The sequence below is a fragment of the Staphylococcus sp. LKG3-1 genome (assembly GCF_048568385.1).
GTDB lineage: Bacteria > Bacillota > Bacilli > Staphylococcales > Staphylococcaceae > Staphylococcus > Staphylococcus saprophyticus.
In genome coordinates this window covers 1517717-1531503 of sequence record NZ_CP183796.1, presented here as the reverse complement: position 1 = coordinate 1531503, position 13787 = coordinate 1517717, and the positions used below count along the sequence as shown (strand labels likewise).

The following is a 13787-nucleotide window of genomic DNA, read 5'->3' as shown; positions in this document are numbered from 1 at the left end:
TACATTTCGTTGTTATGAAAAATATTTTCATTTATAATATAATGAAATCAAAATTTGGAAGCAGGGGATTATATGAAATTTGAGAATCGCATTCAACGCTATCATCATTTATTTACAAAGACAGACAAACAAATTGTTGAATATATTCAAAGTAATCATTTTGATGATTCATTTTCAACAATCAATTCATTGGCGCATGCGATTGGAACATCGCCAGCAACGATTACGCGCTTTAGTAATAAATTAGACTATGATAATTTCCAAGATTTAAAATTTAATTTACAGCAAGAAATGACGGATAAAGTGATAGAAAATAGTCCGTTGATTCAGCGTATTCATAAATATCATCAAGATATTATCCAACAAACTGGTGAATTTATATCTGATGAAAAAATTCAAAGTTTTGTAAATCAAATCATGAGAAGTAGACAAATTATTTATGCGGGTTTAGGTAGTTCTGGTTTATCTGCGACAGAGTTTTATTACAGAATGATGCGCATGGGATTAAAAGGTAGTGTATCGACAGATGCGCATCAAATGAAAATATTTGGATCATTATTAACAACTTCTGATACATTTGTTGCCATTTCAAATAGTGGGGAAACTGCTGAGTTAATTGCAGCAGCTGAAGTGGCACACGCGCGTGGGGCCTATGTGGTTGCTATAACAAATTACGAAGGTAGTACATTGACGGAATGTGCAGACTTGGTATTAATTACTACGGATCAATCAAGAATCAATGATTCAAGATTTGTCAATACACAAATAGCGACACTTTTTTTAAATTATTAAAATTGTGAAACTGCACCAAATAGTGAAGCATGATTCTTAGTGTGTGTCGTTTTAATTTCGGCATGACCATATTCAGGTGGAAGGAAATTCTGAATTTTAGGAACGATATATTTAAGTAAAGTTTGATCTTGAGCAGAAATCCCTCCACCAATCAGAATTAAACCAGGATCATATATGATTTGTATTTGTGCTAGGCCTTCTGCAACATTAAAGCTCCATTCATTTAGAATATCTAAGGCGAGTTCATTGTCTTGATCCGCCAATTTAAATAGCATTGGCACATCATCGCTATAAGGAAATGATTTGGATTTCATTAAAGATTTAAGTGCTGTTGTAGAAGCGCGTTGTTCAAATGTTAATTGATCTTCAGAGCGATATAATAGGTAGCCAATCTCATTCGCACGATGACGTGTGCCATTGTATAAACCTAAAGTTTGATTATAAAAAGCACCACCAATACCAGTTCCCAAAGTAAGACAAAAAATGTTATCTACATCATATTGATGAAAATAAAGTTCTCCTAATAAAGCCGCATTAACATCATTGTAAATTTTGACATCCGCATTGAGTGATGCTAACAGTTTGGGGAAATTTGTGCCCCTAAAATTCGGAATGGTAGGGCCAGTATAATCAACCACGCCATTGGTTTCATCTATTACACCTGCGCTGGAAATGCCTACATGCAGTGGTGAAAGTTTATAGGTCATTTGAAAATGTTTAACAATGTCATAAACTTTGTCAACGATGTATTCATTTATATTATTCGGTGTGGGTATTTTTTGATAATCTACAAAATTTAAGCCGTTATCTAAAACAGCAGCTTTGATATCAGTGCCTCCGATATCAATTGCGACTTTATAATCCGTCATTTATATTGCCTCCTGTAATGTATTCAAATATATATGTATCATTTTTAAATTTAAAAGTGTAGCTATAATAACTTTGAAAAATATTTTCATTGAAATTTAGTATAAATGATGAATTTTTTCAAAATACTATTGATACACTCTATGGTAGCGTTTACAATTCGAACTGTAAATAGTATTAAACAAACATTTTTCAACTTGGATAAAGGAACACAGGGTTTTTAACAGAAGAATACTCATAAAAGCAAACGGAGGATTATTTCATGGAAGATAAATTTAAAGGATTATATGCAGCATTATTAGTACCATTTGATGAAAATGGATAAGTGAAAGAAGAAGGGTTAGCACAAATTGCCAAAAATGCGATTGAGACAGAAAAATTAGATGGCTTATATGTTAATGGTAGTTTAGGTGAGAATTTCTTGCTCAGTAAAGAACAAAAGAAACAAGTCTTCAAAGTCGCAAAAGAAGCGGTCAATGACGATGTGAAAATGATTGCGCAAGTTGGCTCATTAGACTTAAATGAAGCGATTGAACTTGGTAAGTATGCTACAGAACTTGGGTATGATGCGATATCTGCAGTCACACCATTCTATTATCCATTTTCATTTGAAGAAATTAAAGACTATTATTTTGAACTTATTGAAGCTACACAAAATAACTTAATTATTTATGCAATTCCAGATTTAACGGGTGTAAATATTTCGATTGAACAATTTGGTGAACTTTTCAACCATGAAAAAATCATTGGTGTGAAGTATACAGCGCCAAACTTCTTCTTATTAGAAAGAATTCGTAAAGCTTTTCCAGATAAATTAATCTTATCAGGATTTGATGAAATGTTAGTTCAAGCAGCAGTATCAGGCGTAGATGGTGCAATTGGTTCAACCTATAATGTCAATGGTGTGCGTGCAAGACAAATATTTGAAAAAGCGCAAAATGGCAATATTGCGGAAGCTTATGAAATTCAACACGAAACCAATAATATTATCGAAAATGTATTATCTATGGGGATTTATTCTACGTTAAAAGAGATTTTAGCATCACGTGGTATTGACGGCGGCGTACCTAAACGTCCATTTAAACCATTTAACGAAGCAAACAGAAGTAAATTAGACAAACTGATTAAAGACTATAATTTATAAGACATCGCGTAAGGGGATGAAGTAAATGCAACAAGTAGGTTTTGGGACGTGGAACTGGGTAGCTGTAATAGTTTATCTCGTATTAATGTTATTGGTGGGTGCGTATTTTACAAAACGAGCAAGTCAAAACACAGATAGTTTCTTTACAGCTAGTGGCCGTTTGCCTTCGTGGGCAGTTGGGTTCTCTATCTATGCAACGACATTAAGTGCGATTACATTTATGTCGACACCAGAAAAAGCATTTTTAACAGATTGGTCTTACATAGCTGGCAATATCACTATTGTAGCTATTATTCCATTGTTAATTTATTTTTATGTACCATTCTTTAAAAAAATTAAAGGTGACATCAGCTTATGAATATTTAGAAGCACGATTTGGGCCGAGTGTCCGTGTGATTGGGTCGTTGCTATTTGTATTGTTCCATTTAGGAAGGGTAGCTATTGTGATTTATTTAACGACGCTAGCGATTACTGCGGTTTCTGATTTAAATACTTATGTCGTAGCGAGTCTAGTAGGGATATTGTGTATTCTTTATACATTCCTTGGTGGTTTTGAAGGTGTGGTATGGAGTGACTTCATTCAAGGGGTCATCCTATTAGGTGGTGTTGCAGCAATCATTATCTTGGGTATTGTACATATCAAAGGTGGTATGGGAACTGTAGTGACGGACGCGCTAGATCATAAAAAATTAATCAGTGCAAATAATTGGAAGTTTAATACTGCCGCGGCAGCAATTCCTATTATTTTCTTAGGGAATATATTTAATAATTTGCATCAATATACTGCAAGTCAAGATGTTGTACAACGTTATCAAGCATCTGAATCCATGTCTGAAACGAAGAAATCATTATGGATGAATGGTGTTTTGGCATTGATTTCAGCCCCATTATTTTATGATATGGGGACAATGCTTTATTCCTTCTACACACATGAAAGTGCTTTGCCAGAAGGTTTTAATACATCATCGATTGTACCTTATTTCATACTGATAGAAATGCCACCATTTATTGCCGGATTACTTATTGCAGCAATATTTGCAGCTGCACAATCTACAATTTCATCAAGCTTAAATTCAATTTCAGCTTGTTTATCTGTCGATATCAAACATAGATTTTTCGGTAAAGGTAAAGAGAAAGACGAAGTTACTTTTGCTAGATGGATGATTATACTTTCTGGTTTATTTGGATTTGGTATGTCTATCTACTTAATTGCTTCAGATTCTAATGACTTATGGGATTTATTCCTATTAATTACGGGCCTTGTAGGTGTGCCATTCGCGGGTGTATTTGCTGTAGGTATCTTTACGAAACGAACAAATACCCTAGGCGTTATATGCGGTTTGGCGTTAGGTATTATCTTCGCTTATATCTTCAATGGTATTGGCGGTGGCAATTCGCCATTCTTTGTATCCATTATTTCATTCCTAGTTGCATTTATCTTCTCTTATCTAATCAGTATTGTAATACCTGGTAAGAAAAAAGATATTGTTGGCTTAACTATTTTTGATATTAAAGAAAAATCAAATTACGTTTCTAAAATACATGTGAAGAAATAGATAAGTAAAGCTTATCAGTGTAGTACACACTGGTAAGCTTTTTATTGTAATTTATTTTTTAATTAGCAATTAAATATGCGAAGAATCTCAAGATAGAAAATGTAAAATAAATTTGACATTTTCTAGTAGGATAGTTATATTAAAAATGTAAAAAACCTTTGACATTTAGGATTGTTAAATATGAATATTCTACTATTTGGACTTGGTTTACCAATAAATTTTTACCAAAAGAAACTTTAAACCAACACAAAGGTAGATCGAAATATGATGAAAGACAAAGTAAAATGTTTGTAGAAATACTAGCTAAAAGTTTTATTTGGCTCGTGTACTGTTTGTTGTTTATATTTATACTAAGAACCTTTGGTTGGTTTGATATGGATGGAGCATTAATATCGACATATCCTGAAATTATATTCTTGGTTATTGGTCTATTTCTACTACTATTTAATTATTTAACTATGCGTTCAAAGTACACTTTTAAGGATTGATTAAATGAAAAATAAAATTAAAATATATAGAAAACGTACTGGCGTTTCTCAAGAAAATTTGAGTGAAAAATTGGGAGTATCAAGGCAAACAATCAATGCTATAGAAAATGATAAATATGACCCTTCATTGTCATTAGCATTTAAACTCGCGAAGTTATTTGATGTGACAGTAGATGAACTTTTTTCTTGAAATAAATATGAAAAAATAAATAATTTTAAAAAGATTTAGTTAAATTAGGCAAAAAAATTTCAATTTGAGTCATATGCGATTAATATATACTTATTAAATTTAAAAAAGTGAGGTACTGACCAAATGTCTACATTAGTCATTATTGCACATCCAGATATTAGCAATTCAACTGTGAATAAGCATTGGAGAGATGCACTTTCTAAGATAGGTGAGTCTGTCACAGTACATGAAATCTATCCAGAATATCCACATGGCAAAATTGATATCGAAAAAGAACAAAAACTGATAGAAGCGCATGATCATATTATTTTTCAATATCCATTATATTGGTATAGTTCTCCACCATTAATGAAACAGTACTTAGATGAAGTCTTTACACATGGTTGGGCATATGGTTCTAAAGGAGACGCCTTAAAAGGAAAGAATATAGGATTGGCGATTTCTATTGGGTCAATAGCAGAAGCCTATACACCAGAAGGTAATGTGAAATTTACAATTGATGAATTAGTGAGTCCGATGATTGCAACGACACGATTTGTATCTGCAAACTATGTTGGTGCGCATAAGCTATACAGTGCATTTACTATTGCGCCTAGTCAATTAGAAGAGAATACGCAAGATTATTTGAACTTTATTCAATCATTAAACAAGTAATTAAAGATAATCTAAGACAAATTTTTTCGTTTATGGTTATATTTAACATGATTGAATTGAAGCGGTAAAGTATAGGTATTTATAATATGGTTTCATACCTACAGGGTGGAACAAGCGAAATCTTATTAAAAGAGATTGCTGTTTGACTCTGTTTTTTTATGAATTCAGCTATTATGTAAGGGATTTACTTTGAATCAAACTACAATATCGATATAATAATAGATAAACATATAAATTGAAAGATTTGAGGGGACACTATGATAAAAGCAATTGCAGTTGATATGGATGGTACATTTTTAAATACGCAAAAAACATACGATGAAGAACGATTTGAACGTATATTTCAGCAATTAAAAACGCAGCAGATTAAGTTTATAGCTGCTAGTGGTAACCAATATGCGAAATTGAAATCAATTTTCGGAGAACGAGCGATGTACTTTGTGGCAGAAAATGGTGCGGTTATTTATGAAGGGGATAAATTATATGATTATCAAACATTCGATAGAGACTTTTATCAGCAAGTGGTAGATTATTTAAATATTGAAAGAGGTATCAATAACTTAATTGTATGCGGATTAAGTAGTGCCTATATTTTAAAGGAAAATCCTGAGTCGTTTAAAAAAGATGCACATTTTTATTATCGTCAATTAGAAGAAATTCATTCTTTACAACACTTACCCGAAGATGAGTATGTGAAGATAGCATTTAACATAAACCGTGAGACGCATCCTACACTTGATGAGGATCTTAAAGCGCGTTTTAATGGTAAGTTAGAATTTGTATCTAGTGGACATGATAGTATTGATATCATTATCCCTGGTGTAACAAAAGGGAACGCATTAAAACGTTTATTGAACACATGGCAACTCGACGCGTCAGAATTAATGGCGTTTGGTGATGCAAATAATGATTTAGATATGTTGCTATTAGCCGAGCATAGTTATGTGATGGAGAATAGTGAAGATCATTCGTTGTTTGAAGCAGCAAAACATGTGGCACCCTCGAATGATAAGCAAGGTGTGTTAAGCGTGATTGAATCCGAAGTATTAAACAAACCGATTTGATTGTGTTATAAAACATATTGTTTTAATACGAATTTCAAAATTGCTACACTACATATATAAATGATTAATTTGAAAGGTAGGTTTCAAAAAGTGATGACTCAAATGCAACAAACGATTTTAGATGCTTTTAATTTTAGACATGCAACAAAACGCTTTGATGCAAACAAAAAAATTTCAGAGAGTGATTTTAATACAATTTTAGAAACGGGGAGACTTTCACCCAGTTCACTAGGCTTAGAGCCTTGGAGATTTGTAGTTATTCAAAATCGTGAAATTAGAGATAAACTTAAAGCAATCAGTTGGGGTGCACAAGGGCAACTTGATACAGCAAGTCATTTTGTATTAATTTTAGCACGCAAAAATGTAACTTCACAATCAGATTACGTACAACATATGATAAGAAATGTAAAAAAATATAGTGAAGCGAGCATTCCAGCTACAGAAAAGAAATTTGATGATTTTCAAACTAACTTTCACATTAATGACAATGACCAATCTTTATTAGATTGGGCGAGAAAACAGACTTATATTGCACTGGGTAACATGATGACAAGTGCAGCATTATTAAATATCGATTCATGTCCAATAGAAGGCTTTGATTTAGATGCGGTCACACAATTTTTAACTGATGAAGGCATTATAGACGAAGCGCATTTTGCGCCATCTGTTATGGTGGCTTTTGGTTATAGAGAAACGGAACCGAAAGATAAAGTACGCCAAACACAAGATGATATCGTAGAATGGTTAGAATAAATGAAGAAAAGCTTGGTGCAGTTGCTAAGTAGTTCAGTTTTGGAGTACAAAATGACAAAATGTACTTCAAAATGGACTACTTTTTTCATTTTAACTTACATACCAAATTACATACAAAATGATTTATAAAATGCAATTGAAAATGATAATTGAATGAAAATTTGTGATTTTGTGGTATTATGATAATATAACTTATAGAAAAAATTGCTTATTCAACTAACGGGCAGGATAATGAGAAAAGGTTTTTTGATAGAAATAAGAAATTAGATGGTAAATTAGTTAAAAAGGCTGTGTTATAAATGAAAGTTTCTTTGATTGCTGCGATGGATAAGAATAGAGTGATTGGCAAAGAGAATGACATTCCTTGGAGGATTCCCAAGGACTGGGAATATGTTAAAAATACTACAAAGGGACATCCGATAATATTAGGTAGGAAGAACCTTGAATCAATCGGAAGAGCCTTACCTGACAGAAGAAATATTATTCTGACGAGAGATAAGGGGTTTACCTTTAATGGTTGTGAAATTGTTCATTCAATAGAAGATGTTTTTGAGTTATGTAAAAACGAAGAAGAAATTTTTATTTTCGGAGGAGAACAGATTTATAATTTGTTTTTCCCTTATGTTGAGAAAATGTACATCACAAAAATACATCATGAATTCGAAGGAGATACTTTTTTTCCAGAAGTGAATTATGAGGAATGGAATGAGGTATTTGCCCAAAAAGGGATAAAGAATGATAAAAATCCGTATAACTACTATTTTCATGTATATGAAAGAAAAAACTTATTGAGTTAACGGGTGCGTTAATTGAAGAAGAACAGTAAAGATAAAGCACAAGAGCTTGGGATTACTCCAAGCTCTTTTTGTCATTTGAAATAAATTATATCTTTCCAATCAAATTGTTTATCTGTAATCCCTAATCTTTGAGCAGGTGTCAAAACCTTTTTATCCGCTGATTTAAAAGGGCGACAAAAGTTGTAGTAAGTTCTTAGAATTGTAATCGCAAATTGAGCATACTTCGGATTGAAGTTAGCGTAAATATAGCTCTTCTTATCACCACGAGCTGTTGTTAATGGTCTTTCAAGAGATGATATATAACGTCTTATCTGTTGAATAAAGCTATTGGTCGAATGGTCATTAACATTTAATAGCATCTTTGCGATTTCGTTTGGTTCCAGAGCAGATAAATCCGTTCTACAATCAACTGAATAAAATCCTTTATCCTTAGTGGCTAATGGATGTTTGATAGGGTTATCGGCATATTTGCGATATCTTTCTCCATCTTTACTAATAGCCTCTTCGTGGAATTGATGACTTGTTAGTAATTCAGTTAGATAATGAGATGCCAAAGTCCGTAGAAACTTTGTTTTGAATCCTCTGATATCTCCCCAATCGAGCAGTTCTGCTTTTGCTTGTCCGAATTCTTTTAAGCATTGTTTTCTGCTTTTCGTCTTGTTAACTTGGCAAATAAAATGATGTGCATCGCTCAACCTTAATTCTTTCGTGAATACTCTATAAAAGGCGTTTCTAATAGAGAAGTCATCATCACTAATCATTCGCCATTCGTCGGCATTAACCATTTGTTTAATTAACCAATAGTGAGCAGTTGTAGTATAAGGAGCATCAACATTTAAACCATCGACAAATCTACTCCTATTAGTAATTTTCCCTAATTCGTGAAGATAAGCATTCCTATTTTCGCTATCGTTAGCGGATGGTTCTTGTGGATAATAAGACCAATCTAACCTATCATTTTTACGACTAAAAGTATTGAGATGGTCTTCTTTGAATTTTCTTGTATCTTCATTTAATTCATCCATTGAAATATTCCAATCATAGGCAACATCAGAACGGAACACATATCTTGATAAGACCTCAGCAGATACAACTATATACGTTTGCATATTAAGGTCTTCAAACCCCGTATATTTCTTTGAACCTTGTCCTTTCTTACGGACGTTATTTAGGTAGTAGTGCATCTTGTCCGTATTAAGCCACATCTCGTTAAATTTCTTTGTTTGAAGGGGTTGTGTCTCATATCGTTCTAAAAACTCCAAACAACGCCTATACAGCCACTCCAGCTTATGATAGTAGGTTCCAACTCCAATTCCTAAAATATCACAAGTACGACTGACTGAAACCCTTCCAACAACCATCTTAGCGAACATTGGAAGAATGGTGTTCTTTTGTTGGTGATAAGTAGTGGTTTCTTCTCTTTTTGGTAGAACATTAGTGAACTTCTTACACGCCTTACATTGATAGCGTTGAGATTTGCCCCTACTTTTCCCCCTTTTGTAAAATTGCTTCGGCTCATTGAATGGGGTTGATTCTTCTTCCGAGCAGCCTTCTTTATGAAATTGATAATCTGGCTCAACATCTTGGATGCTATTGATTTCTATAAGGCGTTTAATTTCTTCAACAACAGACCAATTAGATAAAGGGGTTACTGTACAGTTTTGCGATACACCTCTGCCAATAGGATTGTCATTGCAGTACATACCTTTATGACCTTTATCTTTGGAACTACCAGTCATTTTATATCGACTTGGTTTCCCTTTTACATCTTTGAATTTGTGCTGTTCTTTCCCAAAATTACAACAAAACGGATTGATGCAGTAATTATATTGAATGGGATATTCAGAACCGTTCCATTTAAAAGACGTTGGCAAGAACAACATTTTGTTATACCTTGTTGCAAATCGTTTTGGAGTTAATAAATCATATTGTTTAGCCCTATCTTTTAATTCTTCGTTTGAAATCGGAATTTTAACATCTACAATTTCATCTTCCTTCGTGGCTAATCTTTTAAGCTTGGTCATTGTCTATCAACCCACTCTATCTTTGATACCCATTTTTTCAACAATCCGCTTATTACTTCGCTTGTTGGCAATCCATTCAATAAACTTCTTATCGTCTAAAATGTTCAATAAGAATTCATCCACTGCTTCGCTTTCAGTACGCTCTGCATATTCAGCGTATTGCTTAACTATCACCCTTACTTGCTCTGATATTTCCCAATCCACAGACTTAGCGTTCTTATTTTTTGGCTCAAGAAATTGCATAGGAAAATGCACCCCTTTTTGCTTAGTAAATTGTAACCATTTTAACACACCAATTTGCATTCCTACAATAATTATTTCACGTTCGCATTTTTATATACATTTTAACTTACATTTTGTGGTGTAAATTAACAACAAACGTTGATTTAACAATAAAAAACGAGTATCAAATTCAGTTGCAATTTGATACTCATTTAGGTTTACATTTTCACTTTTTGTACTCCAAAACTGAACTACTTATGCAGTTGCACCAAGCTTTTTATATTATAAATCACGTGCATTCGATTGAATTAAAGCTTTATACCAGTCAAAAGAATCTTTTTTAATACGTTTTTTAGTACCTTGACCGTAATCATCTTGATCTACATAAATGAAGCCATAGCGTTTAGTCATTTCACTCGTTGACATTGATACTAAATCAATAGGCCCCCATGCAAGGTAACCCATTAAATCAACGCCATCTTCAACGGCTCTTTTTGCTTCAGCAATATGTTTTTGTAAATAATCAATGCGATAATTATCATGAATTTGGCCATCTTCAATAGTGTCTTTTGCACCTAACCCATTTTCAACAATGAATAACGGTTTATTATAACGGTCCCACAATTCATTTAAGACGATTCTGAGTCCGATTGGATCGATTTGCCAGCCCCAATGGGATGCTTCTAAGTAAGGATATTTTATCTACACATGCATCGGATTTCACATGTTTTTGTTGCAATACTTGTAGCAATGATTCATCAGTCACTTCGTTTAGTGACTCATGGTTAATTAACCTTTGGCTGAAAAATTTGAGGTGAGTCATAAATCTGGAGTAGCTTAGGGCATCTTCATTAATGTGTAAATTAAAGTGATAGCGCACAATATCTAAAATACTTTTGGTAATCTTTGTGATTTCATATATATTTGCGATATTTTCATCCATACTTGCGTTGACAATATGCATAGCAATAAATCCAGCCTCATCTTTAGGTAACTGAATATCAAAGCGGCGGTTAATGGTCTCAACTGCGTTTATTGATAAATCATATTCTTTAGGATAGAGTCTGTTGATTTCGTATAATAATGGATTTTTAATAATGTGACCTTCTCTGGTTCTTTTAATAGCGTAATCTATGTGGTCCGTTAGTGATAGGTAAATAGATTCTGACATAGGTTTTTCATAAAGCTGATTGGCTTTGATAATAATATCTTGAGTCGTTAATAAGACATTTTGATCGATTTCATTAAGTAACGTAAGCATACGTTCTTGTTCTTCGCTTGTGAGTCTAAAAACTTTATCACTTTTGTCTTTTTCTAGCTCTTGACCATTTTGTTTGCCACAGGGAATCCCTTTTCCCATGACGATACGTTCTTCATTGTTAATCTTTGAAATAACCACATTGTTATTCAGTATTTTAGTAATTTTCATAATAAATATAACATCCCTTATTTATTAACTTAGTAATAAAAATGATTATATATTTAATATAGAGTAGATGTTTATCATAAGTCAAAAAGAAACGCCGATATCGTTTCTGAAAACAATAAAAAGCAGTGCGCATTCAACTTGAATGAACACTGCTTTTGCAATCAATGTCATAACATCTTCCTAGCATCAATTAGTCTTTATCAGCAACGAGTTGTGTATTGCTATGAACTAAAATTTCGAAACCTTCTGGTCCAATAAATTGTGTTTCTTGTGCATTTGGTTTATATATTTCTATATGTGTTAAGCCTAAACTTTGGCTATTGTTTTGGCGTAATATATTGGATTGCCAAGTATTAAAAGCAATGTGGTGGTGGTAATGATTAGTTGACATAAATACAGCCTGTGGTAAATCAGAAACGTGGTCTAAGCCGAGTTCGTCGAGATAATAATGACGGGATTGACCTATATCAGCAGCTTTTAAGTGTAGGTGACCAATTTTTGCATCATCTGGCATACCTTGCCATCCATTTTCACTTCTTTGTTCAACTAAGTCATTCGCATCGACTTCGAGCGTGTCCATCTTCACTTTATTGTCATTCCAAATCCAACCTGCTTTAGGTCTATCATAATAAATTTCAATCCCATTACCTTCAGGGTCTGCAAAATAAAGCGCCTCACTGACAAGGTGATCGCCACCGCCAACTTGAACACCTGTACTTGCAGCATGATATAAGAAATTACCGAGATCTTGACGCGTAGGTAATAAGAGCGCCATATGAAATAGTCCTGATTCTCTCATAGAGGGACGACGTCCGTTTTCTATTTCATTTAGTGTTAGCGTATGTCCATGTGCGCCGACATTAAAGGTAACGGCATGATTTGTTTCGTGTTTAATAGTTAACCCTAAAATTTGTGTGTAGAATTTAATCATATTTTTCAAATCTGAGACGTTTAATGTGATATTTGTTACTTGCGTTGCATTTTTATCGTGGAAAGTCATAATTTAGCTCCTTATTCATTGCATGTATTTATAATTATTACAAGTTGAATTCTAGTATAAAAAATATACTGAGTCAATACACAAAGCTTGGAAAGTATAAAAATATATTTGGTGGCATTAAAATATTCATTTTTGTAAAATGGGTATAACACAATGTTTTAAATCCAAAAGAATAGGATGTTATAGATGACACACTATTATTTTAAAGAAAACTTTTTCAATGCTTCTAGATCAGCGATAGAAATTTATAATGATAAAGAAGATGTAGTGTTTACCATCGAACTGTTTTATACGTCGGCTGTACAACTAACAATGGCATATTTAGGTAATAACAAGCAGAACTTTGAGATTACAGATGGTCAAGATACCTATCGTGTGTTGCAAGAGGGTGCTATTAAAACACCTTTTAAGACAGTCTGGACAGTTGAAAAGAATAATCAACCCATAGGCCTATTTCGTTCAAAAATGGGGCTCAAACCAACTATGTATTTTGAAGAGACTCAAGGAGGTATAATAAAATTTCAGTCAGGATTTTTTTCGAGAAGTGTAAAGGTGACAGAGCGTAATCAAGAAATTATGCAAACAAAATCAGAGCGATTTAAATTTGCTTCCATGCACGATGTGTATATAGAAACGGAAACATATCATCCGGCTATGTTAATACTATTGTTCCAAGTGTTTTATGAATTTCAGGAAAAACAACGTAAAAATGCAAACTAGGTTAACAATAGCATAATACAAAGCTAGAACTTGAGATATGGCAAATGTCTCAAGTTCATTTTTTAAATTCAATGGAAATCTGTGGAT

At 33.2% G+C, this 13787-nt stretch carries 11 protein-coding genes and 4 pseudogenes; 9 read left to right on the top strand and 6 right to left on the bottom strand.

Annotated features, from left to right (window positions below; all coding sequences use genetic code 11):
• Window positions 1–72 precede the first annotated feature (72 nt).
• Window positions 73–783, top strand: a pseudogene (locus ACM595_RS07705) (MurR/RpiR family transcriptional regulator); the annotation flags it as partial.
• Window positions 784–788: 5 nt separating this feature from the next.
• Here ACM595_RS07705 and ACM595_RS07700 read toward each other — a convergent pair.
• Window positions 789–1661, bottom strand: coding sequence for an ROK family protein (locus ACM595_RS07700; RefSeq protein WP_041079322.1), 873 nt, complete (start codon window positions 1659–1661; stop codon window positions 789–791).
• Between the two features lie 260 nt (window positions 1662–1921).
• Here ACM595_RS07700 and ACM595_RS07695 point away from each other — a divergent pair.
• The 7 genes and pseudogenes from ACM595_RS07695 to dfrG all read left to right on the top strand — a co-directional run bounded on the left by ACM595_RS07695 (window position 1922) and on the right by dfrG (window position 8305).
• A pseudogene (locus ACM595_RS07695) lies at window positions 1922–2803 on the top strand (N-acetylneuraminate lyase).
• Window positions 2804–2828: 25 nt separating this feature from the next.
• A pseudogene (locus tag ACM595_RS07690) lies at window positions 2829–4359 on the top strand (sodium:solute symporter).
• Window positions 4360–4851: 492 nt separating this feature from the next.
• On the top strand, window positions 4852–5037 hold the full coding sequence (locus ACM595_RS07685; RefSeq protein WP_069826146.1) for a helix-turn-helix transcriptional regulator: 186 nt from the start codon (window positions 4852–4854) through the stop codon (window positions 5035–5037).
• Between the two features lie 123 nt (window positions 5038–5160).
• On the top strand, window positions 5161–5691 hold the full coding sequence (locus ACM595_RS07680; RefSeq protein ID WP_011302353.1) for an NAD(P)H-dependent oxidoreductase: 531 nt from the start codon (window positions 5161–5163) through the stop codon (window positions 5689–5691).
• Between the two features lie 257 nt (window positions 5692–5948).
• Window positions 5949–6755 (top strand): Cof-type HAD-IIB family hydrolase, encoded by an 807-nt coding sequence (locus ACM595_RS07675; RefSeq protein ID WP_002482337.1) that lies wholly within the window; start codon window positions 5949–5951, stop codon window positions 6753–6755.
• A gap of 93 nt (window positions 6756–6848) precedes the next feature.
• The gene (locus ACM595_RS07670; RefSeq protein WP_037537761.1) at window positions 6849–7508 is read left to right on the top strand and encodes an NAD(P)H-dependent oxidoreductase; all 660 of its coding nucleotides are present in this window, start codon (window positions 6849–6851) and stop codon (window positions 7506–7508) included.
• Between the two features lie 299 nt (window positions 7509–7807).
• Entirely contained in the window at window positions 7808–8305 is a 498-nt protein-coding gene (dfrG, locus tag ACM595_RS07665; protein WP_000868795.1) for a trimethoprim-resistant dihydrofolate reductase DfrG, read from the top strand.
• 71 nt (window positions 8306–8376) lie between these two features.
• Here dfrG and ACM595_RS07660 read toward each other — a convergent pair whose 3' ends face one another.
• The 5 genes and pseudogenes from ACM595_RS07660 to ACM595_RS07640 all read right to left on the bottom strand — a co-directional run bounded on the left by ACM595_RS07660 (window position 8377) and on the right by ACM595_RS07640 (window position 12980).
• Entirely contained in the window at window positions 8377–10329 is a 1953-nt protein-coding gene (locus ACM595_RS07660; RefSeq protein WP_000163792.1) for a hypothetical protein, read from the bottom strand.
• A gap of 6 nt (window positions 10330–10335) precedes the next feature.
• Complete coding sequence (locus ACM595_RS07655; RefSeq protein ID WP_001159903.1) at window positions 10336–10572, bottom strand: hypothetical protein; 237 nt, start codon at window positions 10570–10572, stop codon at window positions 10336–10338.
• A 261-nt stretch (window positions 10573–10833) separates the two neighbouring features.
• Window positions 10834–11253, bottom strand: a pseudogene (locus tag ACM595_RS07650) (family 1 glycosylhydrolase); the annotation flags it as partial.
• Window positions 11177–11980 (bottom strand): PRD domain-containing protein, encoded by an 804-nt coding sequence (locus ACM595_RS07645; protein ID WP_419744240.1) that lies wholly within the window; start codon window positions 11978–11980, stop codon window positions 11177–11179. The gene ACM595_RS07645 and the pseudogene ACM595_RS07650, both read right to left, overlap by 77 nt.
• A gap of 190 nt (window positions 11981–12170) precedes the next feature.
• On the bottom strand, window positions 12171–12980 hold the full coding sequence (locus ACM595_RS07640) for a VOC family protein (protein WP_002482342.1): 810 nt from the start codon (window positions 12978–12980) through the stop codon (window positions 12171–12173).
• A gap of 186 nt (window positions 12981–13166) precedes the next feature.
• On the opposite strand from ACM595_RS07640, the gene ACM595_RS07635 reads away from it, so the two are divergent.
• Window positions 13167–13700 (top strand): hypothetical protein, encoded by a 534-nt coding sequence (locus ACM595_RS07635; RefSeq protein WP_174543803.1) that lies wholly within the window; start codon window positions 13167–13169, stop codon window positions 13698–13700.
• Window positions 13701–13787 lie beyond the last annotated feature (87 nt).

Coding starts and splice junctions, on each gene's coding strand:
- ACM595_RS07675 (WP_002482337.1), top strand. CDS start 5,949: ATGATAAAAGCAATTGCAGTTGATATGGATGGTACATTTTTAAATACG.
- ACM595_RS07685 (WP_069826146.1), top strand. CDS start 4,852: ATGAAAAATAAAATTAAAATATATAGAAAACGTACTGGCGTTTCTCAA.
- ACM595_RS07670 (WP_037537761.1), top strand. CDS start 6,849: ATGACTCAAATGCAACAAACGATTTTAGATGCTTTTAATTTTAGACAT.
- ACM595_RS07645 (WP_419744240.1), bottom strand. CDS start 11,980: ATGAAAATTACTAAAATACTGAATAACAATGTGGTTATTTCAAAGATT.
- ACM595_RS07680 (WP_011302353.1), top strand. CDS start 5,161: ATGTCTACATTAGTCATTATTGCACATCCAGATATTAGCAATTCAACT.
- dfrG (WP_000868795.1), top strand. CDS start 7,808: ATGAAAGTTTCTTTGATTGCTGCGATGGATAAGAATAGAGTGATTGGC.
- ACM595_RS07660 (WP_000163792.1), bottom strand. CDS start 10,329: ATGACCAAGCTTAAAAGATTAGCCACGAAGGAAGATGAAATTGTAGAT.
- ACM595_RS07700 (WP_041079322.1), bottom strand. CDS start 1,661: ATGACGGATTATAAAGTCGCAATTGATATCGGAGGCACTGATATCAAA.
- ACM595_RS07635 (WP_174543803.1), top strand. CDS start 13,167: ATGACACACTATTATTTTAAAGAAAACTTTTTCAATGCTTCTAGATCA.
- ACM595_RS07640 (WP_002482342.1), bottom strand. CDS start 12,980: ATGACTTTCCACGATAAAAATGCAACGCAAGTAACAAATATCACATTA.
- ACM595_RS07655 (WP_001159903.1), bottom strand. CDS start 10,572: ATGCAATTTCTTGAGCCAAAAAATAAGAACGCTAAGTCTGTGGATTGG.